At 59.3% G+C, this 21,944-nt stretch carries 24 protein-coding genes; 11 read left to right on the forward strand and 13 right to left on the reverse strand.

Going from position 1 to position 21,944, the window contains the following annotated elements; all coding sequences use genetic code 11:
* Window positions 1-57 precede the first annotated feature (57 nt).
* From glnE to AR456_RS17845, 5 genes are all read right to left on the reverse strand, one after another.
* Window positions 58-3,039, reverse strand: a complete 2,982-nt coding sequence (gene glnE / locus AR456_RS17825) for a bifunctional [glutamate--ammonia ligase]-adenylyl-L-tyrosine phosphorylase/[glutamate--ammonia-ligase] adenylyltransferase (protein ID WP_021817958.1) — start codon at window positions 3,037-3,039, stop codon at window positions 58-60.
* Between the two features lie 244 nt (window positions 3,040-3,283).
* Window positions 3,284-3,658 (reverse strand): diacylglycerol kinase, encoded by a 375-nt coding sequence (locus tag AR456_RS17830; RefSeq protein WP_021817957.1) that lies wholly within the window; start codon window positions 3,656-3,658, stop codon window positions 3,284-3,286.
* 32 nt (window positions 3,659-3,690) lie between these two features.
* Window positions 3,691-5,169: a D-alanyl-D-alanine carboxypeptidase/D-alanyl-D-alanine endopeptidase gene (gene dacB, locus AR456_RS17835; protein WP_021817956.1), complete on the reverse strand. Its 1,479-nt coding sequence runs from the start codon at window positions 5,167-5,169 to the stop codon at window positions 3,691-3,693.
* Between the two features lie 114 nt (window positions 5,170-5,283).
* Window positions 5,284-5,613, reverse strand: a complete 330-nt coding sequence (locus AR456_RS17840) for a DMT family transporter (protein WP_021817955.1) — start codon at window positions 5,611-5,613, stop codon at window positions 5,284-5,286.
* A 2-nt stretch (window positions 5,614-5,615) separates the two neighbouring features.
* On the reverse strand, window positions 5,616-6,029 hold the full coding sequence (locus AR456_RS17845; RefSeq protein WP_021817954.1) for a PACE efflux transporter: 414 nt from the start codon (window positions 6,027-6,029) through the stop codon (window positions 5,616-5,618).
* A 154-nt stretch (window positions 6,030-6,183) separates the two neighbouring features.
* On the opposite strand from AR456_RS17845, the gene AR456_RS17850 reads away from it, so the two are divergent.
* Window positions 6,184-7,110 (forward strand): LysR family transcriptional regulator, encoded by a 927-nt coding sequence (locus AR456_RS17850; protein WP_021817953.1) that lies wholly within the window; start codon window positions 6,184-6,186, stop codon window positions 7,108-7,110.
* 67 nt (window positions 7,111-7,177) lie between these two features.
* On the opposite strand, the gene trmB is transcribed toward AR456_RS17850, so the two are convergent.
* The gene (trmB, locus tag AR456_RS17855; RefSeq protein ID WP_021817952.1) at window positions 7,178-7,876 is read right to left on the reverse strand and encodes a tRNA (guanine(46)-N(7))-methyltransferase TrmB; all 699 of its coding nucleotides are present in this window, start codon (window positions 7,874-7,876) and stop codon (window positions 7,178-7,180) included.
* 307 nt (window positions 7,877-8,183) lie between these two features.
* Between trmB and AR456_RS21355 the strand changes: the two genes are divergently transcribed.
* The 7 genes from AR456_RS21355 (at window position 8,184) to AR456_RS17890 (ending at window position 15,101) form a co-directional block, all read left to right on the forward strand.
* Complete coding sequence (locus tag AR456_RS21355; RefSeq protein ID WP_155829188.1) at window positions 8,184-8,360, forward strand: hypothetical protein; 177 nt, start codon at window positions 8,184-8,186, stop codon at window positions 8,358-8,360.
* Between the two features lie 74 nt (window positions 8,361-8,434).
* Entirely contained in the window at window positions 8,435-10,318 is a 1,884-nt protein-coding gene (locus AR456_RS17865) for a beta-ketoacyl synthase (RefSeq protein ID WP_035588080.1), read from the forward strand.
* Window positions 10,319-10,388: 70 nt separating this feature from the next.
* Entirely contained in the window at window positions 10,389-10,868 is a 480-nt protein-coding gene (coaD, locus tag AR456_RS17870; RefSeq protein ID WP_021817949.1) for a pantetheine-phosphate adenylyltransferase, read from the forward strand.
* 99 nt (window positions 10,869-10,967) lie between these two features.
* The gene (locus AR456_RS17875) at window positions 10,968-11,216 is read left to right on the forward strand and encodes a YfhL family 4Fe-4S dicluster ferredoxin (protein ID WP_021817948.1); all 249 of its coding nucleotides are present in this window, start codon (window positions 10,968-10,970) and stop codon (window positions 11,214-11,216) included.
* Between the two features lie 573 nt (window positions 11,217-11,789).
* Window positions 11,790-13,124 carry an MATE family efflux transporter gene (locus tag AR456_RS17880; protein WP_021817947.1) on the forward strand — a complete coding sequence of 445 codons (1,335 nt, stop codon included), beginning with the start codon at window positions 11,790-11,792 and terminating at the stop codon, window positions 13,122-13,124.
* A gap of 90 nt (window positions 13,125-13,214) precedes the next feature.
* The gene (locus AR456_RS17885) at window positions 13,215-14,525 is read left to right on the forward strand and encodes a short-chain fatty acid transporter (RefSeq protein ID WP_021817946.1); all 1,311 of its coding nucleotides are present in this window, start codon (window positions 13,215-13,217) and stop codon (window positions 14,523-14,525) included.
* A 102-nt stretch (window positions 14,526-14,627) separates the two neighbouring features.
* On the forward strand, window positions 14,628-15,101 hold the full coding sequence (locus AR456_RS17890) for an acyl-CoA thioesterase (RefSeq protein WP_021817945.1): 474 nt from the start codon (window positions 14,628-14,630) through the stop codon (window positions 15,099-15,101).
* Between the two features lie 120 nt (window positions 15,102-15,221).
* Here AR456_RS17890 and AR456_RS17895 read toward each other — a convergent pair whose 3' ends face one another.
* The 3 genes from AR456_RS17895 to AR456_RS17905 form a co-directional block, all read right to left on the reverse strand.
* Window positions 15,222-15,557, reverse strand: coding sequence for an I78 family peptidase inhibitor (locus AR456_RS17895; protein ID WP_021817944.1), 336 nt, complete (start codon window positions 15,555-15,557; stop codon window positions 15,222-15,224).
* A 122-nt stretch (window positions 15,558-15,679) separates the two neighbouring features.
* Window positions 15,680-15,814, reverse strand: coding sequence for an entericidin A/B family lipoprotein (locus AR456_RS17900; protein WP_021817943.1), 135 nt, complete (start codon window positions 15,812-15,814; stop codon window positions 15,680-15,682).
* A gap of 94 nt (window positions 15,815-15,908) precedes the next feature.
* Complete coding sequence (locus tag AR456_RS17905; protein ID WP_021817942.1) at window positions 15,909-16,655, reverse strand: sulfite exporter TauE/SafE family protein; 747 nt, start codon at window positions 16,653-16,655, stop codon at window positions 15,909-15,911.
* 91 nt (window positions 16,656-16,746) lie between these two features.
* On the opposite strand from AR456_RS17905, the gene AR456_RS17910 reads away from it, so the two are divergent.
* The gene (locus AR456_RS17910; RefSeq protein ID WP_021817941.1) at window positions 16,747-17,172 is read left to right on the forward strand and encodes an HIT domain-containing protein; all 426 of its coding nucleotides are present in this window, start codon (window positions 16,747-16,749) and stop codon (window positions 17,170-17,172) included.
* On the opposite strand, the gene AR456_RS17915 is transcribed toward AR456_RS17910, so the two are convergent.
* The 4 genes from AR456_RS17915 to AR456_RS17930 are packed head-to-tail and all read right to left on the reverse strand — an operon-like array spanning window position 17,169 to window position 19,769.
* Complete coding sequence (locus AR456_RS17915; RefSeq protein WP_021817940.1) at window positions 17,169-18,167, reverse strand: nickel/cobalt transporter; 999 nt, start codon at window positions 18,165-18,167, stop codon at window positions 17,169-17,171. The genes AR456_RS17910 and AR456_RS17915 overlap by 4 nt on opposite strands.
* Before the next feature lie 14 nt (window positions 18,168-18,181).
* A complete protein-coding gene (locus tag AR456_RS17920) occupies window positions 18,182-18,829 on the reverse strand; it encodes a DUF1007 family protein (RefSeq protein WP_021817939.1) in 648 nt (215 codons plus the stop codon).
* Window positions 18,826-19,188, reverse strand: coding sequence for a hypothetical protein (locus AR456_RS17925; protein WP_021817938.1), 363 nt, complete (start codon window positions 19,186-19,188; stop codon window positions 18,826-18,828). The genes AR456_RS17920 and AR456_RS17925 overlap by 4 nt, the downstream gene beginning before the upstream one ends.
* Window positions 19,185-19,769: a hypothetical protein gene (locus AR456_RS17930; RefSeq protein ID WP_021817937.1), complete on the reverse strand. Its 585-nt coding sequence runs from the start codon at window positions 19,767-19,769 to the stop codon at window positions 19,185-19,187. Before AR456_RS17930 ends, AR456_RS17925 begins: the two co-directional genes overlap by 4 nt.
* A 262-nt stretch (window positions 19,770-20,031) precedes the next feature.
* Here AR456_RS17930 and AR456_RS17935 point away from each other — a divergent pair, with 262 nt between their 5' ends.
* Both AR456_RS17935 and AR456_RS17940 read left to right on the forward strand, forming a co-directional pair.
* Entirely contained in the window at window positions 20,032-21,198 is a 1,167-nt protein-coding gene (locus AR456_RS17935; protein WP_021817936.1) for a glycerate kinase, read from the forward strand.
* Between the two features lie 148 nt (window positions 21,199-21,346).
* Complete coding sequence (locus AR456_RS17940; RefSeq protein ID WP_021817935.1) at window positions 21,347-21,820, forward strand: Dps family protein; 474 nt, start codon at window positions 21,347-21,349, stop codon at window positions 21,818-21,820.
* Window positions 21,821-21,944 lie beyond the last annotated feature (124 nt).

Genomic DNA, 21,944 nt, shown 5'->3' on the forward strand with positions numbered 1-21,944 from the left:
GCTACCAGCGGGATGCTCTGAGTTGCTCAGGTCATCCCTGAAGCAGTTTCGCCATCTTTATCCTTGCTGCTCCGGCTCCATCCACTTCCGCCAGGCTTTGATCACGACGTCGCGATGATCACGAAACGCTTCGCTATCGCCGCGAGCAGGTTCCCGGGTCAGTGCTGAGCTGTGGTTGGCGGCACGCGCGGCGAGATACGCATCACGCAACGCCTGAGCCTCGTCTGCGGACAGGTATTCTGCTTCCTCGAGAGTTTCGAGGATGCGCATGTTGTCGCTGAAGCGCAGCAATCCCGGAGCCTCGTGCGCGAGCGCCAATACCGCGTACTGGCAGAGGAATTCGATATCGACCATACCACCCGGGTCGTGCTTGAGATCGAAACTGCCAGCGCTGTCTTGAGCTGAGGTTGAGCCCAGATGCTCTCGCATCTTGTGGCGCATCTCGACGACTTCCGTGCGTAATGCCTTACGCTCGCGCTCGCGTCCGAGAATCTCGCGCCGGATGTCCTCGAAACGTTCGGCCAGGCGCTCGTGCCCCGCCACCACTCGCGCCCGAACCAGCGCCTGATGTTCCCAGGTCCAGGCCTGATCGCGCTGATATTCAGCGAAAGCCGTCAACGAGCTGACCAGCAATCCCGAATTCCCCGAAGGTCGCAAACGCATATCGACTTCATACAGGGACCCCGCCGGTGTCACCGCCGACAGCAGATGAATGATCCGCTGCCCAATACGGGTAAAGAACACGCTGTTGTCGATGGGGCGTGCACCGTTGGTTTCGCCCTGACCCGCGGCATCGTGCAGGAACACCAGATCAAGATCCGAGCCATACCCCAACTCGATGCCACCCAATTTGCCGTAACCGACGATCAGAAACTCGGGAACCTCTCCCTGGGGCTCGCCATCCTCGCCCAGAGGGTAACCATGCTTGCGCGTCAGTGCCTTCCACGCCATCACCAGCACCGCATCCAACACCACCTCGGCGATATAGGTCAGATAATCGCTGACTTTCATCAGATGGCGTGTACCCGCAATATCCGAGGCGGCGACGTGGAGGAGTTGGGCGTGCTTGAACACTCGCAGCGCCTCGAGCTGAGCTTCTTCATCGTCCTCGGGAATCCGTGCCAGGGTCTGGCGCAGCTCATCGGCGAGACGTGCCTTGTCGGCCGGGGTATAAAGCGTATCCGGGGTCAGCAGTTCATCGAGCAGCACCGGATAGCGGGCAATCTGTTCGGCAATCCATGGGCTGGCACTGCACAGCCGCATCAAGTGTCCCATTGCATCGGGGTTCTCTCGCAGCAGAGCCAGATAAGCCGTCCGCCGCAATACTGACTCGATCAACGGCAATACGCGTTCCAGAGCAATATCCGGCGAATCACTCTCCGCTACCGCCTCAAGCAACATTGGCATCAAGGCGTCGAGGCGTTCATAGCCAATGCGCTGCATGCTTTGCACCTGACGTGAACCGGACAGTCCGGTAAGACGTTTGAGTGCGGTATCACCATCCTCAAAGCCTGCCTGACCAAGGATTTCCAGCGCCTCGGCAGCTTCCGGCTCGCCTCGCCACAACTGACGCCAGCCTTCCAGTCCATTGCTGGTAGCGGAATCTTCGCCAGCCTCATCCTCGGGATCACTGATCACGGCATCGAAGTGCCGCCGCACTCGTTCACGCACCTCGTCGAGCCGTTCCATCAACGCTATCCAATCGTGCTGACCAAGCGCAAAGGCCACACGCTGGCGATCCAGGTCATCATCCGGCAACGCCTGGGTCTGGCGATCCTCGAGTGCCTGAATGGTATGCTCCAGATCGCGCAGGAAGGCGTAATCCGGCAGCAGTTCATCGACGACAGGTTGAGGCAACAGCCCCAGTTCGGGCAGACGCTGCAATGCCGTCTTCAACGAGGTGACCTGCAGTTCGGTATCGCGACCGCCCCGTATCAGCTGGAACGCCTGGACCACGAACTCGACCTCGCGAATCCCCCCCGGACCGAGCTTGATGTTGCTCTCCATCCCCTTGCGCTTGACCTCGCGGTTGATCATCGCCTTGAGTTCGCGCAACGATTCAATGGCACCAAAATCGAGATACTTGCGATAGACGAAGGGGCGGATACTCGACAGCAACTCATAGCCGGCATCGAGGTCACCGGCTACCGGGCGCGCCTTGAGCATCGCGTAACGCTCCCATTCGCGTCCTTGATCCTGGTAGTAGCTGGCCAGCGAGGCAAAACTTCCGACCAGTGGCCCGCCATCGCCCAGCGGTCGCAGGCGCATATCGACACGAAATACGAAGCCTTCGTTGGTCACGGCATCCAACGCAGCAATCAGTTTCTGGCCAAGCCGAGTGAAATACTCGGCATGATCCAACGACTTACGGCCGCCTTCGGTCTCGCCCTTTTCCGGATAGGCGAAGATCAAATCGATGTCTGAAGACAAGTTCAGCTCACCAGCACCAAGCTTGCCCATCCCCAACACCACGAGGCGTTGATCACCGCCATCTCGCCGCGCTGGGCGGCCCCACCGAGCCTCCAGCCAGTCCTCCAGCCAGCTCAGTGCCGCTTCGAGACAGACCTCGGCCAGGCGCGACATGGCCGCACCGGTCTGCCAGGCATCGACACCCGGCGGCCGCGTAAGATCGCGCCATACAATGCCCAGCATGCGAGCACGGCGAAAACGGCGCAGCACTGCATGCATGGTCGCTTCGTCCTCGGCACCGTCCAGCGCTTCATCCAGCAACTGTCGCAGATCATCGGCGTTCAGCGCTCGATCCAACTCACCGCTGGAGTCCAGGCTGGCCAACCAGTCAGGATGGCGTACCAGGGTTTCGCCGGCAAAGCTGGATATCGCCAGCACTCGCGCCAACTGTTCGCGTCGATGGGATTCCAGCGCCTGGTAGACATCCGAAGGTGGCTCCATGCCACGCATCTCAGCGAGGTTATCAGCTTGCTCCAGGCTGGCCATCAGGCGCTCCCGAACCTTGTCCAGATCGCCGATCAGGCTGGCCGGAATATCATCGCAGTGCAGTGTCTCCAGGCTGGATGGCATGACGGCTCTCCCTGTCGAGTGGCAGCGTAGTCGCGTGCCATGTTTTCGTGAGCGTATTCTTGTGAACGATTTCTGTGAACGTATTTCTGTAAACATGGTTTTGTAAACATGGTTTCCCTTGAGCATACTCAACCCTATCGGGGAAACCTACATCTTCACCTGTGCACTGACCTTCAAGAGCCATTTTCAAAAAAAAAAGCCCGGCACCTCACCAGAGATACCGGGCCCTGTTTTCGTGTGTCGCTCAGATACTCAGATACTTGTCCGCCGCCAGCAGTACCCAGGTCAGTGCGGCCATGATCAGCGCCAGCATCACCGCAGCGGAACCGATATCCTTGGCCCTGCCGGACAGCACATGGCGCTCGGGCCCGATGCGGTCGACCACACTTTCGATGGCAGAATTCACCAGCTCAACGATCAACACCATGAAACAACTGCCCACCAGCAGAATCCATTCCACCGGTGTATCCCCGATCCACCACGCCAGCGGAATCAGCACCAGGCATAGCCCGAGCTCCTGTCGAAAGGCCGATTCATTGCGAAAAGCCGCCTTGAGCCCCTTCAGAGAATAGCGAGTGGAGTGCACCAGGTGACGCCAACCGGTATGTCCAGGTTTCATCTTGCTTTCCTTATGCGCAGCTCAATCGCGTATCAGTGGTTGGCGATCATGCGGTCTAAATCAAGCGACACCAGGTCGAGCACCCTCGACCAACTGATATAGGGCGTACTCGAAGTCCCATTGACCATTACCGTAAATACCCCCCAACGGTTACTGCTGGTGCGGAAATACCCGGTGACCGCACGTACGGCGACCGGTTGGTTCAAGGTTCCGGTCTTGAGCATTACATGGCTCTGGAACGTCGAAGACCCGCGGCGAATGAAGCGCATCGGCCCATTGGTTGGCGTCTGAAGGCCGGCGAGATACAACGGGAACAAGTCTGAGCGCTGGAACATATACTCGTTCAAGGCATTGACGCCCTGGGCTGAGGTGCGGTTACCAACCGTCAGACCACTGCCACTTTCCAGCACCACTGGACCATGGCCGGGCACTCCTGCCACAAAGGCCTCGAGTGCGGCTCCAGCGTCATCGAGCTGCGCTTGAGGGGCCTCCACCAGATCCAGGGCCAGCATATCGGCCATATAGTTGTTGGAGTAATTGAGCATGCGCAACAGGATTTCCTGCAACGGCTTGCCATCCACCGCGGCTAGACGAGTTGCACCGCCAGGCGCCGGATCGCTGGTGACCGAAACGGTCCCCTCGATATCGATACCCACCAGTTCAAGCATCGACTTCAGCGTTGCAGCGGTCTGGCGCGCCGGATCGCCACTAGCGCGATAGACTTCCTGTGGCAGGGCGTTGGAGGCGATACTGCCTCTGAGTACCAGACGCTCCTGACCATCCTCGACAACGCGCACTGCACCAAACCCCGACGTCGAACTGGCGGCACCGGTAGTTACATGGTTATCGACGCCAAACAGCGGCTCATGGCTGTTGCAGCTGGTCACCCGAGCGGGCCCACCCACGGCTCCAGGTGCGACCTGAACACACCAGCTACCGTAGTTGACGCCTGCCGAGGTCAACAGCGCACTGTAGGCATTATCGGAACGCTCCAGAGCATCACAGCGATCAGTGGTGCGGCAGTTTACCGGGCCAAACAGTGCCTGACTGACGACCAGATTACCTGTCACCCGGCGTACACCTGTCTGGTATAAACGCTGCGTGAGACGCCAGAGGTCTTCGCTGACCAGGCTCGGGTCACCACCGCCCTCAAGAATCAGATCACTGTTCAGGGTGCCATCGGTCGACGGCCGAGCGGCACTCTTGAGTTCCGTGGTGAAGCGATACTGCGGCCCCCATGCGTCCAGCGAGGCGGCGGCGGTGTAGACCTTGGTGACGGAAGCTGGTGTCAGCATCAGATCCGGGGTGATACTGCCGAGGACCTCTCCCTGCTGATCCCCGGTTCCCAGCAGACGGGCTTCGGCACTGATCCGGTAACCCTGACTGGACAGTTCGGCAAGATGATCGAGGCCTGCCGCTCTGGAAGGTGAGGCCATAGCTGTCAAACTCAGGACAGCCATGGCGGCGGAAAGAGCGATATATGACCAGAACGGCATTGATCGACGCGACATGAAGACTTCCCTGCGATGAACGGACACAACCCGGCAAAGTCTACCGTCTGGCGGTTCGCTATTCGACACCCCGTTGATGACAGACAGGTGACAGCACAGTTGCCTGGCGGCAGATCAGTGCGCTGATACCGATGAGAACACCTGAATCACGGCGACACCGCCAATGATCAATGTCATGCCGATGATCGCCGGCAGATCCGGCTTCTCGCCGTAAATGACGATCCCCACCAACGTGACGAGCACGATGCCCAGACCCGCCCATAACGCATAGGCGATACCGACTGGCACGCTACGCAGCACCAGCGTCAGCAGGTAGAAAGCCGAAAGATAGCCGACCACCACCAGTACGCTGGGCCATAGGCGTGTGAACTCGTTGGAGGCCTTGAGTGCCGAGGTCGCAATGACCTCAGCAACAATCGCCAGAGCCAGATAGAAGTAGCTCACGCTTATGTACTCCTTTTCAGACGGCTGAGCATGATGCGGTCAAAGGCGCTATTGAACACCATGGCGTAGACAAGAAAGAACAGCAAAAATCCGAAATCCAACCAGAAAGCCTCCACCAGCCCGACATTCAGCCACCAGGCAACCGCCGGTAAGGTCATGATCAACAACCCCAGCTCGAAACCGAGAGCCTGAACGAAGCGCTGCGTCAGGCTACGCTTGCGAGACGGTACCATACGATCAAAACCCCAGTTCCAGATCAGGTTCCACAGCATGGCAGCGGTGGCGATACCTGCCGCCAGAATACCGATCTCCCCCATATCATGGCCGCTCAGCCAGGCAGCCAGCGGTGTAACAATCACCAGTCCACCCAGCTCGAACAGTGTCATATGAGTCAGACGCTCCTTGAACGAACGCATCGCCACCCTCTCCTCTTGGAAAACAATATTTGGCTGTTGGCGGCTATTCTAGGGATTATTGCGATGGTATCGAGTTAGAAGCTATCGTAATTTACGATAGATCAAAGAGCATCAGCGGCCAGCCACCCGCCCTCCGTACCAGGGAGTACCCGACATGCACTGGACCCTCGATCAACTGACACTGTTCGTGGCTTGTGCCGACCATGGTTCCTTTTCCGCTGCCGCGCGCCATGCAGGGCGTGCGCAGTCGGTAGTGAGCACCGCCATCGCCAATCTCGAACTCGATCTCGACTGCGAGCTGTTCGACAGAAGTACGCGTTCACCGACCCTGACCAATGCTGGCCAGGCGCTACTGCCGGAGGCCCGAGCGGTAATCGCACAGTGCCAGCGCCTGACGGCCAGGGCTGAGATGCTGGAACGCGGTGAGGAAGCACAGTTGGTTGTGGCAATTGATGAAGCATTGGTGGAAATGCCTCCAGTGGACGCCACTCTCGAAGCACTGGCGGAACGATACCCCTCACTGGCACTGACACTGCTATACGGCGGAGAAGGTGATGTCGCCAACTGGGTCGAGGAGCGAACCGCCAACCTCGGAGTCCTGCTCAGCCAGGAGCGTTCGCCGGGTGACCTGGATGCCACTCGAATCGCCCTGCTGCGACAGCACTGGGTTGTCGGCTCCCGACACCTCCTGGCACAACACCGCAATATCGGCCCACAGCAACTGATGCGGCACCGCCAGCTGATGATTGCCTCCCGCCGCACCTCAGGCCGCTCTGCAGAAGCCGCACCAATGAGTACTCAGTGCTGGCGCCTGAACAGCTTCTACTCCATGGCGGAGCTCGCCACACGAGGCCTGGGCTGGGCCATTCTCCCCGAGCATATTGCCCACTACCCACCATTTCGCGATCGACTGGTGCGTTTGACCAGCAGCGCACTCGGCCAGGCGCCCAGTATCGAGGTGGAAACCGTTATCCGCCGCGATGCCGGACAGGGACCGATTGCACGCTGGCTGACAGCGCAGCTGGGCGAACGCTTTCGGGCGGTAAGTGAAGAAGAGAAGGAAGAGAGAAGGGGTAAATAAGAATGCAGAGCCGTCTTGCGGATAACAGCACCTCTTGTAACTTACCTTTCTCTTCTTCCAACTACTCTCAGCCCTCCGTGCTCTGAGGCATCAGCCCCGGCCGGTAATCGAGGTCGACTACCAGGTGCCACAGCGGTTGTCCGCTGTCGTGATACTTGCGCTCGAAATGAGTCAGCGGGTCGTCATCGGGATCGAAGGGACCCAGCGGAGCGGAGATGCCGGTGGCCTGAGCAATGGCGATGGCGAACTCTTCGATGTAGATGCGCCAGTTGGACCGCACTTCGAGTCGTCCCCCTAGTCCGACAATGGCCGGAAACACGGGATGCCCCTGCCAGCGCATCTTGAGCTGTACGGATTTGGGATAGGGGTTGGGGTAAAGCAGGTAATGACGCTCTGGCTGCCACTCGGCAGCAATGGCCAGACGCCAGAAATCCACCAGATCAGCACGCACCAGCAATGCGTTGTCAGGTAATGCCCCATGGTCACGCGATAACCGATCGGCACTGCGATCGACTCCGATCACACAGTGCTCGGGAAAACGCTCAGCCAGCTTGCGCGTCGACATGCCGACACCGCAGCAGGCATCGAGAATCAAGCCTCGCGACCCCTGAGTCTCGCGCCAGCGCTCGGCCTGTTGAAAAGCTTCGCGTGTATGCTCGGCAATCGGCTTTCGCCAGACATGCGACAGCGAACGTGACACCCTCCTGTTCAAGTCCTCATGAGGCCCAGCCTGGCTGGTGGAAATACTGCGCGATGCCTGGTGCATGACAACTCTCTGCTGCTGACTCTGGAACGGTGACCCGAGATTGGCCATTCAATCGCTGAAGTGTAACAGCCCAACCGCCAGTGCGCTGGTACTCCCCGTCAGGCTACCGATGGCGCCAGTACTGTTAGTCACCCCGAATTGAAGGCCAGCTGTGTCAGACATACAGCATATCGCGTTGCCACAACCCGCATGACGTTCACAGACTCAAATGCTAAGATCGCTGGCCTCAAACCCTCTCCCATGGCAATATCGAACGGTGTTTTTGCTTGGGGCATATGACCAGGCGCTCGGTTCGAGGCTTCAGCGTATGTACTCGTCTCAGCAGTGCCCCGGCAACAAGGGAAAAACCGGTCATGGCGTGATCGCCGAGAGGCTGTCCGCGGTCAGCGTGAAGACGCCGGAGTCTACACGCGAGCCAGGGGAAATGGTCGAGATCATCTACGATCTCCCATATCAACGCCAGGGTAGCAAGCGAGGCCATTGACCAGTGACACCCTGTTTTTTTTACTGCTTGATTACGAGGACTCCGGCTTGTCACATTTACCGGTGATCGTGGGCATGGGCGGCATCAATCCTGCCGGTCGAACTTCAGGCCATCAGGCCTTTCGTCGTACCGTGTTCGACGCCCTGTCCGAGACCCAACAGGCCAGTACTCTGCTTGGGCTGGCGGCGTTGATGCGCCTCGCCAGCCGAGATGCTGACGAACGCTGGCATGATGCTTCCGGCCAGGTGCTGGATGCGCAGACGCTCGTCGCCCAGTCTCGCGACCTGATACTCAACCACACGCTGATCCGACGTAACGAGGACCCGCGCTTCGGTGCCGAGGGCATTCCCGGTAACCGCCGTGCGAGTCTTGAGCTGGAAGCGCCACTGACCTTCCGCCTGCGCCGCCGCGAACTTCCGAAAGACCTGCCGCCTACCTGGCAGGTGCGTGAGGTCGATCGTCAACACCTCGAAGTCACCGTGCCGGCCGGCAATATGGATGTCATGCTGCCCGAGGCTCGACCGGCTCAGGTACGTGCCGCCGGCCAACTGCCAACGGGGTTTGATCCCAGCCAACTCTATCGCAGTGTCCACCACCCGCGAGGCCTGTCGATGTCAGTGTTCGCCGCCAGCGATTGTCTCGGCGACAGTGGACTGGATTGGGACAATCTCCGCGACCAACTCGACCCGGACAGCGTTGGGGTCTATGCCGGCAATTCCATCGGTCAGCTCGATGAGGAAGGCTGGGGAGGGTTGATCAAGAGTTTCGTTTCAGGCAAGCGCGCCACCTCCAAGCAGATGCCACTGGGCTACGGTCAGATGCCTGCTGACTTTCTCAATGCCTATGTGATCGGTAGTGTGGGAACCACCGGCGCCGCCCTCGGTGCCTGTGCCAGTTTCCTGTATAACCTGCGTCTCGGTGTCCAGGATATTCGCAGCGGTCGTTGCCGGGTGGTTATCGTCGGCACCTCTGACGCACCCATCACTCCAGAGATCGTCGAAGGCTTCCGCACCATGGGTGCGCTTGCCGATGACGATGGCCTCAAGGCACTGGATGCGCTGGAACTGCTTACCGACGCCGACTATCAGCGCGCCTGCCGTCCGTTCGCGCGCAATTGCGGCTTCACCATCGGTGAAGCAAGTCAGTTCATCATGCTGATGGATGATGCACTGGCAATAGAGAATGGTGCCGAGATTCTCGGTAGCGTGCCCGACGTGTTCGTCAATGCCGACGGCTGGAAGCGTTCCATCTCGGCACCGGGCATCGGCAACTATGTCACCCTCGGCAAGGCCTGTGCGCTGGTTCGCGACATGCTTGGTGAGAAAGCCCTGCGTGAACGTACGTTCGTGCATGCGCATGGCACCTCGACCCCCAAGAACCGTACTACCGAATCCCACGTTTTTGACGTGGTCGCCCAGGCCCACGGTATCGAACAGTGGCCAGTGGTGGCCATCAAGGCCTATGTCGGCCATTCCCAGGGAACCGCAGCTGGCGACCAGTTGACCAATGCTCTGGGTAGCTTCGCCCACCACCTGCTCCCGGGTATCAGCACCGTCGACACCATAGCTGATGACGTGCATGCCGAGCGCCTGCGCTTCTTCCAGCAACCGCTGGCCTTCGAAGCCGATGCAGCCTTCATCAATGCCAAGGGCTTCGGCGGTAACAATGCCACCGGAGTGGTGCTGTCACCCGATGCCACTGAGCGCCTGCTGCGCAAGCGTCATGGCGAGGCAACCCTCGACAAGTGGCGTGTCCGTCGCGAGGAAGTACGTGCCCGAGCCGGTCGCTACCATGCAGCGGCCGATACAGGCCACTTCGATGTTCGCTATCGTTTCGGTGAAGGCGTGCTGGAAGGCCCGGAACTGAGTGTGGGGATCGAAAGCATCCATATCCCGGGTTATGCTCGGCCAGTCTCGTTGAACGTCGATAACCCCTTCGGGCGTCTCGACGACGATTGACTCGCGATTCGTGCCCTCCCCCTAGCTCGCTGGACGGGTTCCAGGAGGGTGCCGTTGTCAGGAGAACCTCATGACCATCGCCGTCTATCCCGGCACCTTCGACCCCATCACCAATGGTCACTACGACTTGATCGAACGCGCGTCACGCCTGTTTGACAAAGTGATAGTGGCCATCGCCACCAGTCCAGGCAAAGGACCGGCACTGGACCTCGACACCCGTATGCAATTGGTCCGCGAAGTGGTCAGTGCCCATGGCAACGTCGAGGTGGTTGGTTTCTCGGGGCTGATGACAGAGTTCATGCAACAGCAGCAGGCTCGCGTCCTGTTGCGTGGCCTACGAGCAGTATCCGACTTCGAGTATGAACTGCAGTTGGCCAATATGAACCGCGCTCAGATGCCGGATCTGGAGACAGTGTTCCTGACACCAGAAGTCGAGAATTCCTACATTTCCTCGACGCTGGTCCGGGAAATCGCCCGTCTTGGCGGCGATGTCTCGCGTCATGTCCATCCCAGGGTCGCTGAAACGCTGCGTAAGCATTACAATACCTGACTAAACCAGTGGGATTTATTGCGACTCATTCGCAATCTCCCGGTGCAACACGGATTCCCGCGTTGCGTGGCCCCATGCCAAGTATGGATGAGGACCCCCATGGCCCTGATGATCACCGATGAGTGCATCAACTGCGACGTCTGCGAACCTGAATGCCCCAACGACGCGATTTCTCCCGGCGAGGAGATCTACATCATCGACCCCAACCTCTGTACCGAGTGCGTGGGTCACTATGATGAGCCCCAGTGTCAGCAGGTCTGTCCGGTGGACTGCATTCCACTGGATCCGGAGCGTGCCGAGACCCACGACCAGTTGATGCAGAAGTACCACATCATTACCGCTGCCTGATATTCGCTGACCGAGCCATCGCTCAAGCCAGCACTACATAGAGCACAGCGCCTGTCAACGGGCTGGAACAAGAGCCCCGGGGAGCAGGAAGAGCGGGCAGAACTGGAAGCATGAGGGAGAGGATCTTCTTCGCTCAGGTGTCCGCTCTCTCGATGTCAGTCGCAGTGCTCAGGCTCTCGTCGAGCATATCGTTCTTGCCTCCGCCTTCGAGCAGAATCGCAATCGCTGCGAGCGAGCCATGGCCAATATCAGCAACGAACTCGCATAACCCCGCACAAAACCAACCCCTTCCAGAATGTATCCAGCACACCTATTACAGCCGCCCCTTCGCGACAGCATGAGCTCATGGTGAAAATCACCAGCCCTACAGATGACAAGGTGTGCTGGCAAACATCGGGGAAATTCCCTTGAACGACTCACGACACCCTCCACAAGGCCTTTCCGTACCCACACAGCTGTCAGATTCACGGATCTCGCATCGGATTCGACCGTAGCCCGGCCAGTATTGCTCTGTTGGCTTGCAGCCAGCCGGACACAACGCGATCATGTGAGCCCTTTACCCAGAGCCAGACCGTGCACACCTTCAAGGACGCCCTCTCCAGCTTTCCACGCATCGCCACCATTGCCTGGCCGATCATTCTGTCCAATATCACCGTTCCGCTTCTCGGCCTGGTGGATACCGCTGTGGTTGGGCATCTTGAGGATTCTCGCTACCTCGCCGGCGTTACCCTTGGGGCGATGCTGTTCAGTTTCCTGTACTGGGGCTTCGGCTTTCTGCGTATGGGCACCACCGGACTGACCTCACAGGCCATGGGACGTGAGCAGCACGACTCGGTTCGTCATCTGCTGGGGCAGTCACTGATCATGGCGGCCCTGATCGGTGTACTGCTGATCGCGCTGGGCGACCCTCTTGTCGCACTTGGCCTGTACTTGCTTGACGGTAGCGAAAGCGCCTCACAACTGGCACAGAGCTACGCTGCCATTCGCCTACTCTCGGCCCCCGCGGTACTCGCCAACTATGCCATCCTCGGCTGGTTCCTCGGCCAGCAGAACAGCCGCGTTACCCTGGCACTGTTGCTGGTCAACAATGGCGTCAATATCGTCCTCGATCTGGTATTTGTCGTCGGCCTGGAGATGACCAGCGATGGCGTGGCCTGGGCCTCGGTGATTGCCGACTATAGCGCCTGTGGCCTGGGCCTATGGCTGTGCCGCCGTCGCCTGCTATGCCTTGGCGGTCGTTTCGTGAAAGCCCGCCTGCTGCGACTCTCGGCCTATGCCGAACTGTTCTCGGTCAATGGCAATCTATTCGTGCGTACCATGGGCCTGCTGTTCGCCCAGGCTTTCTTCACCGCCCAGGGAGCGGCTCAGGGCGATACCATTCTTGCCGCCAACGCCGTGCTGCTGCAGTTCATCATGCTGACCTCCTATGCGCTGGATGGCTTTGCCAATGCTGCAGAGGCCTTGACTGGACATGCCATTGGCCGACGGCGTTTTGACCAGTTCGCCACTGCCGTGCGCGGTGCCGCACTCTGCTCGCTGGTAACCGCAGGCGTTGCCAGCCTCGCCTTCGCCTTTGGTGGTAATGCGCTGATCGCCCTACTGACAGGGCTTCCCGAAGTGCGCGCCGCGGCGGCGGACTACATGCCCTGGATGGTCATGATGCCGCTGATAGCCGTATGGAGCTATCTGCTGGATGGCGTTTTCATCGGCGCCACGGCCATTCGTGAAATGCGCAACTCGATCTTCATCGGACTGATCGTCTATCTTCCGCTATGGTGGCTAACGCAAGGTCTCGGCAATCATGGACTATGGCTGGCCTTCATGACCTTTACCGCAGTTCGCTCGGCGGTATTGATCGGCTACTACCTGCGCTACCGACATTCGCGCTGGAGCGACAGTAGTCTTTGACTCGCCTATTGCACTGCGGCAGGGTACGGAAGAAGCGCATTGCCGGGCCCGAGAATATCTCCTACACAACCAGAAGAAGCGAACCACGCCATGCTGAGAGCTCTTTCACGTCCTGCAGTGAAACTGGTCGAGCGCTATCTGCCCGACCCTTATATCTTCGTGTTGTTGCTGACCCTGATCGCGGCTGCGGCTGCCATTGCCATCGAGCGCCAGTCACCGATGGCTGTCCTCACCTATTGGGGTGACGGGTTCTGGAGTCTATTGTCGTTCTCCATGCAGATGCTGTTGGTGCTGGTCACTGGCTTCATGCTGGCCAGTTCACCTCCGGTAAAACGCCTGCTCTCCAGGCTCGCCGGTCTGGCCAACAATGCCGGTGCAGCGATCATTCTGGTAACGCTGGTCTCGCTGGCCGCCAGTTGGATCAACTGGGGGTTCGGATTGGTCGTGGGCGCGCTGTTTGCCAAGGAATTGGCTAGACAGATCAAGGTTGACTATCGACTGCTGGTCGCCAGCGCCTATTCCGGTTTCGTGGTCTGGCATGGTGGTCTGGCCGGTTCAGTACCTCTGACCATCGCCACCGACGGGCACTTCTCGATGGAGCAGATCGGTATCATCGGCACGTCCGAAACGATCTTTTCGGCGTTCAACCTACTGATCGTGGCAGCGCTGTTCGTCTCCGTACCATTGGTCAATCGCATGATGCTGCCGAGCGAGCGGGAAAGCGTCTATATCGACCCGACCCTGCTCGGTGAAGAGAGTGACAGCACACGTCCCCGCCTCACCCGTCCTGCCGAACGTCTGGAAAACAGCATCACACTGGCACTGCTGGTCGGCGTGCCCGGCCTGATCTACCTGGTGAGCTACTTCATCGGCGGCGGCGGGCTGAACTTGAATGTGGTCAACTTCATGTTCCTGTTCCTCGCCATCGTGTTGCACCGTACGCCACAGAGTCTGCTCAACAGCCTCCATGAAGGCATCAAGGGCGGTGCAGGTATCGTCATCCAGTTCCCGTTCTATGCTGGGATCATGGCGATCATGATTCAGTCTGGCCTCGCCGAGACCATGTCTCAGGCGATGATCTCCTTTGCCACCGAAAAGACGCTGCCATTCTGGACCTTCATCAGTGCCGGCATCGTCAACATGTTCGTACCCTCAGGTGGAGGCCAGTGGGCCGTGCAGGCACCGGTTGTCATCCCCGCGGCTCAAGCGCTGGGCGTCGACATTCCCCGCGCTGCCATGGCCGTCGCCTGGGGTGACGCCTGGACCAACCTGCTGCAGCCGTTCTGGGCGCTGCCCGTGCTGGGTATTGCTGGCCTCAAGGCCAAGGACATCATGGGCTTCTGCCTGATCCAACTGATCATCACCGGGATCATCATTTCCATCGGCCTGACCTGGCTATAGACTGAACCTATCTCGATAGTACATAGCGCCTTGCCTCCATTGATGGAGCAAGGCGTTTGTCATGAAGACACATATAACGAAATACACCCAAGGACCGCCCCTATGGACGAACACCGTCTCCCCGGCCAGCACGAGCTGACCATGACCGTACTGATGACTCCTGATATGGCCAACTTCAGTGGCAAGGTACACGGTGGCGCAATTCTCAAGAAGCTCGACGAAGTCGCCTATGCCTGCGCCAGCCGCTATTCGGGGAACTATGTGGTCACGCTGTCGGTGGACCAGGTAACGTTCAAACAACCTATCCATGTCGGTGAACTGGTTACCTTCCTGGCCACAGTCAACCACGTCGGTCGTTCATCGATGGAAATCGGTATCAAGGTTGTCGCCGAGGACATCCAGCAGAAGGTGATTCGTCATACCAACAGCTGCTACCTGACCATGGTCGCCGTGGATGCCGACGGTCGCCCTGCCGCCATCGCTCCGCTGGAGCTCAAGACCGAGTTGCAGAAACGTCGCTTCGAACAGGCTACACGACGCAAGGAACTACGCCAGCAGGCTCAGCAGCAGAAATGACTCCCGCTATACCCGCCGCTCAGTAGATGACAACAACATGCATCACAACAACATGCATCATAACAACAAGGCCGCCCCTCACGGACGGCCTCCGGTCCTGCTGCCCTACCGAGCAGTGTCTCAACCACAAGTGACGTCGATGATCACATCATTGTCGTCCAGCTTGACGTTGAGACGGTCCATACGCAGGTCCATGGTCGCAGCGGTATTCGGACGCAGCACTCGCAAGGTTGCGGCACCGCTATCGCTCAGCAATTGAGCATCCAGGCCCTGCTGATAACCCTGTCCAATCAGATTCTGGACGGCATCGACATCGCACATATCCTGACGATCGTCAGTCATGGCGGGCGGCAAGGGTGCGGGGGCCTTCTCGGCCTGACTACCGCTGGAACCCGTGGAGCATCCCACCAGGCCCAACGAGGCCACCATCAGAAATACGCAGGAAATTCGGATCATGGTTGGCCTCCAATGCCTATCGGATCTACAGACTCATGCTCTTCAGATTCACCCTCTCAAGAGTCAGCCTGCACAAGAACAGGAAAAGTCCGGCGCCGCTGAACAGCGGCGCCTCGCGCCGGCTACTTGTTGGCGCTGTTCTGAATGCCTTCACCGGCCTTTTCGATATCCTGGCCAACACCCCGCCAGGTGTTGCAGCCACTCAGCATCGCCAGTGTCAGCAGCGACACCAGCACAACAGACAGGGTTCTTCTCATTGTCGACTCTCCTTGAGCATATTCTGGCTTGATACCCGACTAATTTAGCATGAAGGGTCCACAAAGTGAGCCAGTTCATGGGGCACAGCTCTCTCTACAGCACCAGCAGCTTGAAAATGATCGCAACAATGACGGTCAGCGTCAGCCACTTGACCACCTGGGCGCCTCGCGGACTCATATTGACCTTCACCGCCAACCAGGCCCCGGTCATGCTTCCGGCTGCAAGCATCAGACCGTAGCTCCAGCGCACCTGGTCATGCCACAGGAACATTGCCAGTGCAGGCAGCGTGTAAACCAGAATGATCACAACCTTGAAGGCATTGACTTGCGCGAGATCAATCTTCAGCGCGCGATACAGCACGATTATAAACAGAATACCTACGCCGACCTGCAGGAATCCACCATAGACACCGATCAGGAACATCACCAGATACACCGCCGGTGTCAGGCGTTCCCTTGTGAGAGGGCGCGTATCCAGACGCGGTTGAGGGAGGATCATGATCACTGCAGCGGCAACCATCACCGTCACCAGAATCGATTCAAACAAGGCATCACTGACCTGAAGCGCCAGCCACACTCCTACCAGCGACCCCAGAACTGCCGGCATCGCCAGACGTAGACTCAGGTTGATGTGACGAGCCCCGGCGCGGAAGAAGTTCCAGGTTGCCGACACACTCTGTAGAGCAATCGACACCCGGTTGGTACCGTTGGCCACCTGAGGTGGTAACCCAAGAAACATCAACAATGGCAACGTCAGCATCGAGCCGCCAGCAGACAGCACATTGATGAATCCAGCAACAACGCCGATACCCAGTAGGGCAAAGGCTTCCATGTATGTCATGTGTGTATTCCTTGCAGAGTCCCAACAGGGACTAAACCTCGAGTGGAACTGTCGTGTACTCTGTCAGACATCCCTGAGACTGGAGCCCATCATGCCTGATATTCCGCTGGATCCGCGCCTTGTCGCCGACAGCTACCCGCTTACCGAACTGCCACTGTGCCAGTTGCGCTTGATGGACGACTCACGCTACCTATGGCTGATACTGATCCCGAGACGAGCCGGTGTCAGTGAGGTATTCGAACTCAGCCCGGAAGACCAGCATCAGCTGTGGCGCGAAGCGGCCATCATCGGCAAGGCCATCAAGGCGCACCGCGATGGCGACAAGCTCAATATCGCCAGTCTCGGCAATATGGTGCCGCAGTTGCATATCCATGTAATCGTGCGCCACCAGGGCGACGCCGCCTGGCCCGGCCCGGTGTGGGGGCAGGGACAAGCCGAGCCTTACGACAAGGAATACCTCGCGGAAGTCCGCGAGCGAGTACTGGCCATAGTCAGCGGCATCCGTTTCAGCGATTAGCTGCCGAAAGGCCCGGAGCCGCTGCCACCTCCGGCAGGTACCAGCAGCGGCAAGCCACCAACACTTTGATCCACCTGACTGAGCAGTAGAATACCCAGCGCACAGATCGCCAGCCCACCCGCCAACGACACCAATGGCGACAGCATCGACCAGGGGATCCGCGAGCGTCGCGTCAGGCGACGCTCCGCCCAATGACGCGCCATGACACTAGCCAGCCCCAATGACGATACCGTGATCGCGGTCCCCACTGCCATGACCAGCACTGCGGCTATCCCCATCTGAGGGTGGCCGAGCAGGGTCGTTACCGCCATCAACAGCACGGCACCACTACAGGGTCGGGCACCGATAGCCAGCACCGCCATCCAACTCCCCTTGCCCTGAGCGACCTGCTCCGGAGTGACATGATGATGCCCGGAACAGCAGGCGTGGTCGTGGTCGTGGTCGTGGTCGTGGTGATGATCATGAGCCGCCTTGCGCGCGATCATACTCCGGCGCAGATCACGCAGTGCTCGCAGACACAGCCACAGGCCGAGCAACGCCACCATGGTGAAACTCAGTCGCTCCACCCAGACCACGCTGCCTAGAGCCTCTCGAGTCAACCAGCCAAACCCAACCACCAACACCACTACCAGCCCGATGGCGACCAGCGCCTGCAATAGAGCGGCCGCACAGGACAGGCTCAAGGCACGACGCCAGGCTCCGCCCTGAGAGACCAACCAGGTGGCCAGCACCGCCTTGCCATGCCCTGGTCCAGCGGCATGAAAAATACCATAGAAGAAACTCAACCCCAGCAGCGTCAGCCACGCATGCAAAGAGGGTGCCCGGTCCAGTGCGGTCACCGCATAGGTCAATTGATGGTGCAGGTCACGCTGCTGGGTAATGATCCAGTGGCTGAACTGCGTCAGGCTATCGCTCAACACCCAGTACAACCCCGCCAGGACCACCAGCAGTCCAACGACCCAGCCCAGAGAACGCCATGCGGCAGTATGTTTCATCGACGGCCCGCCTCTCATCGACAATCCACCTCACCGGTTTCCGCGAAGAAACGCCCGAGGCCTGGCGAAGCGATATCGGTTTTATCCAGCGCCGAGGCTTCCATAACCTTCTCTGGATCAGGGTCCGCGAGCAGAATCTGATGACGGCATTGCAGGGAAGCCGGGGGCACCAGAGCTGTCGGCATCGGGTGACGACCATCATCAGACTCGTGTACCACCTCCACGTAATAGCTGGGGTCGTAGACTTGATAGGTCAGCAAATGGCCTGCAAGCGGAACCGGCTCAGTGAGAGGCAACCGGAAATGCAGCACGATACGGCCATCGTTGTTCATCACCGAGGCTGCGGTGACCGGGTCGAACTCGACTGCCTGATCATCGACACTGGCCTCCGTGAAGAAGCCTTGTGGTGCCAGGCTCTGCAGCATGTCGCCGCCCAGCTTGTCGAGCGCGGCTTCCATGCCATCACCGTCCGCCTGCAACTCCTCAAGCAGAATGGCGCTGTAGAAGGGGTCCAGTCGCCAGGCCTCCTCAAGCGCCACCAGCCGTCCTTCGTCGTCGGCAATAACACGTATTGACAGGTCGACCCAGGAATGGGGGTGAGCCATCGCCGTTGCCACGGGCAGCATCAGTAGCGCGAGGAACAGCACCTTGCCTGCAATCATGAAGCCGGCCCGAGACGATGCTGAAGTTCGATGAACAGGGGTTCAACGACATCAGCCGACAAACGCTGTCCGCCACGGAAACCCTGCAGCGCAATATCGGCGCCGGTTGCGCTCTCGCTGACTCGTACCTCGACACGATAGATCGGCCAACGCGCCAGGCTGGCATCAATGCGTCTCAGGTTGCCATCCGCCGAGGTAATGACATAGCCCTGCTCCATCAGAAGCGCCAGCGTTTCACGAATGGCGACATCGGCACTGGCTGTCGTCGGCATGCTACGTACCGGCGCCGATGGCGGAGGGCTGGTAACACACCCCGCCAGCAACACCGATACAAGGAGTACGGGTAGCAGTCGTCTCATTTGCTCACCTCGACACCGCCGGTGGATACAGGTCTGCCCTCGAGCTGTGCCCGCAAGTCCTGACAGAAATGCGCATCGCTGGCGGTACGCGACTCACGCAACTCACCAGCCCAATCATAGAGACGAATATCCCGCGTCACCCGCACATCGGTATCGGAGACGGCTACCGAGACGCGTTCAATGCGAGTCGCATCATCATTGGTTCCCCAGCCACCGCCACCAATACCGATGCCAATACCGGTACCTACGCCGATATAGCCACCCGAGCCACCCACAATCACGCCGCCAATATGCGGCCGCATGGCGTCGGCATTATGATAGACCGCACGTTCCGAGCGATCGGCGCTGACCACGCCCAGAGCGGTATCGGTATCGCGCACCAGGAAATCACGGTTCTCGAGCACATTGACCACATCCGCGAGGTCGACACTATCGGGGGTAATGGTCCAATGACAGCTGGCCGCAGGGGCAGGCTCAGCGACAGGCATGCTGCTGGGAGCCGTCTGGCAGCCGGACAACACCAGCGCCAGACCGGCAATCGTCCAGCAGACGATCCGACCGCCTCGATCGGAAACGTGCATGGCAACCTCCTCGTACCTGGTTGATTGAGCCTTGCAGACAGCGGAACCGGCCGCCATCCAACGTGGCCGACGTTCCGGCCCGGTTGAGTCCTGATTGTGCAGCAGGCAGCTCTCTTCGCCTGCTCTGTGAAATTGGCTTAATGTGGAGTTTACGCGCAACGGAGCCCTCGGCAAATCCACACTGGCCGATACGCCCGGACGTCGGATAGACTGAAGAAACGGAAACTTTTTCCAAAAACAACACCGAACGAGATCATTGTCCATGAAATTGCTTATCTGTCCCGATAGCTTCAAGGATGCTCTGCCTGCCAGTGAGGCCGCACGCGCCATTGCCGAAGGTGCACTCCGCGCCGACCCTTCCATCGAGATTGACGAGTGCCCGATGGCAGATGGTGGCGAAGGTAGCCTCGACGCCCTGCTCGCTGCCACCGATGCCGAGCGTCGTAGCACCCGAGTTCAGGATGCCCTGGGTAGGCCCTGTGATGCAGCCTGGGGCTGGCACGCCAGTTCCCGCACCGCCTATATCGAATTGGCCGAGGCCAGTGGTCTGCAGGCCTTGACCCGTGAGGAACGCACGGCCCTGCACAGCACCACTCACGGTGTCGGGGAACTGATTCTCGCCGCACTCGATGCGGGGGCAAAGCGCCTGCTGGTCACACTCGGCGGCAGCGCCACCAACGATGGTGGCGCGGGCATGCTCACTGCGCTGGGCGCGCGTCTACTCGATGCCCAGGGTCAGCCACTGGCTCCTGGTGGCGCGGCACTGGAGGACCTCGCTCAACTGGATCTTGCCGATATTGACCCACGCCTCGCCGAGCTGGATGTCGAGGCCGCGGTCGACGTCGACAACCCACTACTCGGGGAGAATGGTGCGAGTGCGATCTTCGGCCCCCAGAAAGGTGCCAGCGAAGCCGATGTGAAGCGACTCGATGCTGCTCTGGCACGGCTTGCCGATCAGGCCCGTGAGGCAACCGGTCAGGATCTGCGCGACCAGCCCGGAGCGGGAGCTGCGGGCGGCATGGGCTTCGCCGTGGCAGCGTTCCTTGGTGGCCGCATGCGCCCGGGAATCGAGATGATCATGGAACAGGCCGGGATGGCGGAGCGCCTGGAGGCTGCCGACCTGGTGATTACCGGCGAGGGCCAGCTTGATGGTCAGAGCCTGTCAGGCAAGACGCCTATCGGTATTTCACGCGCTGCACGTGCTCAAGGTGTCCCGGTGATCGTCCTCGCCGGACGCATGGCGCCAGGTTGGCAAGCTGCACTGGAGGAAGGCGTCAGCGCCGCCTTCGCGCTGGCAGATGGGCCGATGGACCTCGATGAAGCCCTGAGCCGTTGTGCGGATTTGCTGCGAGACCGTACGGAAAACCTGATTCGTCTGATCCAGGCCACCGGACTTTCGACAACCGGGCTCTCGAATTCAGGTCGCTGACCGCCAAACAATGGCATTGGGTTGAAATACGCTAGCGTCGTCGGCATGTCATCAATTGCCACTATGGTGATGATCGAAGGATTTTGCTTACCTCACCGCGATCAACCCCATACACTGGCTACAGATTACGCGATCAAGGAGGTTCCGCATGAGCAACACCAATGCAATCGGTCTGCACGAAGGCAGCGCCAGCGATCTGGCCACCAAACTCAATGAGCTACTGGCCAACTACCAGCTCTTCTACATGAACGTGCGTGGCTACCACTGGAACGTGAAAGGCCCCAACTTCTTCGAACTGCACGAGAAGTTCGAGGAGTTCTACACCGACCTGCTGCTCAAGGTCGATGAAGTGGCCGAACGTATCCTGACTCTGGGTCACAAGCCGGTACATGCCTACAGCGATTACATCGAGCTTGCGCGCATCAAGGAAGACAAGGATACCAACGACGGCGAAGCCTGCGTGCGCGGTGTCGTCACCGGCTTCCAGACGCTGATCGAGCTGCAACGCGAGATTCTCTCCGTGGCATCTGACGCCGACGACGAAGGCACTGCGTCTCAGGTGGGCGACTACATCCGCGAGCAGGAAAAGACCATCTGGATGCTCAACGCCTGGCTGGGATAAGCATCCTGCAGCGTTGCATACCCGAGGCCCGTTTCCCTAACGGGCCTCATTTCGTTGCTTCTCTCTCGCACTGAATCACCCACCTGTCATGTCTCTCCTGGTGGGTGATTCAGTGTTGATGAAA

The sequence above is a fragment of the Halomonas huangheensis genome (assembly GCF_001431725.1).
GTDB classification, from domain to species: domain Bacteria; phylum Pseudomonadota; class Gammaproteobacteria; order Pseudomonadales; family Halomonadaceae; genus Halomonas; species Halomonas huangheensis.

What these genes read in the sequence shown, in the direction of transcription:
- dacB (WP_021817956.1), bottom strand. Translation starts at nt 5,169, where the DNA reads ATGTCGCGTCGATCAATGCCGTTCTGGTCATATATCGCTCTTTCCGCC.
- AR456_RS17920 (WP_021817939.1), bottom strand. Translation starts at nt 18,829, where the DNA reads ATGATTGCAGGCAAGGTGCTGTTCCTCGCGCTACTGATGCTGCCCGTG.
- AR456_RS17925 (WP_021817938.1), bottom strand. Translation starts at nt 19,188, where the DNA reads ATGAGACGACTGCTACCCGTACTCCTTGTATCGGTGTTGCTGGCGGGG.
- AR456_RS17905 (WP_021817942.1), bottom strand. Translation starts at nt 16,655, where the DNA reads ATGACATACATGGAAGCCTTTGCCCTACTGGGTATCGGCGTTGTTGCT.
- AR456_RS17850 (WP_021817953.1), top strand. Translation starts at nt 6,184, where the DNA reads ATGCACTGGACCCTCGATCAACTGACACTGTTCGTGGCTTGTGCCGAC.
- AR456_RS17910 (WP_021817941.1), top strand. Translation starts at nt 16,747, where the DNA reads ATGCCTGATATTCCGCTGGATCCGCGCCTTGTCGCCGACAGCTACCCG.
- AR456_RS17890 (WP_021817945.1), top strand. Translation starts at nt 14,628, where the DNA reads ATGGACGAACACCGTCTCCCCGGCCAGCACGAGCTGACCATGACCGTA.
- glnE (WP_021817958.1), bottom strand. Translation starts at nt 3,039, where the DNA reads ATGCCATCCAGCCTGGAGACACTGCACTGCGATGATATTCCGGCCAGC.
- AR456_RS17900 (WP_021817943.1), bottom strand. Translation starts at nt 15,814, where the DNA reads ATGAGAAGAACCCTGTCTGTTGTGCTGGTGTCGCTGCTGACACTGGCG.
- AR456_RS17885 (WP_021817946.1), top strand. Translation starts at nt 13,215, where the DNA reads ATGCTGAGAGCTCTTTCACGTCCTGCAGTGAAACTGGTCGAGCGCTAT.
- AR456_RS21355 (WP_155829188.1), top strand. Translation starts at nt 8,184, where the DNA reads ATGTACTCGTCTCAGCAGTGCCCCGGCAACAAGGGAAAAACCGGTCAT.
- AR456_RS17845 (WP_021817954.1), bottom strand. Translation starts at nt 6,029, where the DNA reads ATGCGTTCGTTCAAGGAGCGTCTGACTCATATGACACTGTTCGAGCTG.
- AR456_RS17895 (WP_021817944.1), bottom strand. Translation starts at nt 15,557, where the DNA reads ATGATCCGAATTTCCTGCGTATTTCTGATGGTGGCCTCGTTGGGCCTG.
- AR456_RS17875 (WP_021817948.1), top strand. Translation starts at nt 10,968, where the DNA reads ATGGCCCTGATGATCACCGATGAGTGCATCAACTGCGACGTCTGCGAA.
- AR456_RS17865 (WP_035588080.1), top strand. Translation starts at nt 8,435, where the DNA reads ATGGGCGGCATCAATCCTGCCGGTCGAACTTCAGGCCATCAGGCCTTT.
- AR456_RS17940 (WP_021817935.1), top strand. Translation starts at nt 21,347, where the DNA reads ATGAGCAACACCAATGCAATCGGTCTGCACGAAGGCAGCGCCAGCGAT.
- AR456_RS17935 (WP_021817936.1), top strand. Translation starts at nt 20,032, where the DNA reads ATGAAATTGCTTATCTGTCCCGATAGCTTCAAGGATGCTCTGCCTGCC.
- trmB (WP_021817952.1), bottom strand. Translation starts at nt 7,876, where the DNA reads ATGCACCAGGCATCGCGCAGTATTTCCACCAGCCAGGCTGGGCCTCAT.
- coaD (WP_021817949.1), top strand. Translation starts at nt 10,389, where the DNA reads ATGACCATCGCCGTCTATCCCGGCACCTTCGACCCCATCACCAATGGT.
- AR456_RS17830 (WP_021817957.1), bottom strand. Translation starts at nt 3,658, where the DNA reads ATGAAACCTGGACATACCGGTTGGCGTCACCTGGTGCACTCCACTCGC.
- AR456_RS17930 (WP_021817937.1), bottom strand. Translation starts at nt 19,769, where the DNA reads ATGCACGTTTCCGATCGAGGCGGTCGGATCGTCTGCTGGACGATTGCC.
- AR456_RS17915 (WP_021817940.1), bottom strand. Translation starts at nt 18,167, where the DNA reads ATGAAACATACTGCCGCATGGCGTTCTCTGGGCTGGGTCGTTGGACTG.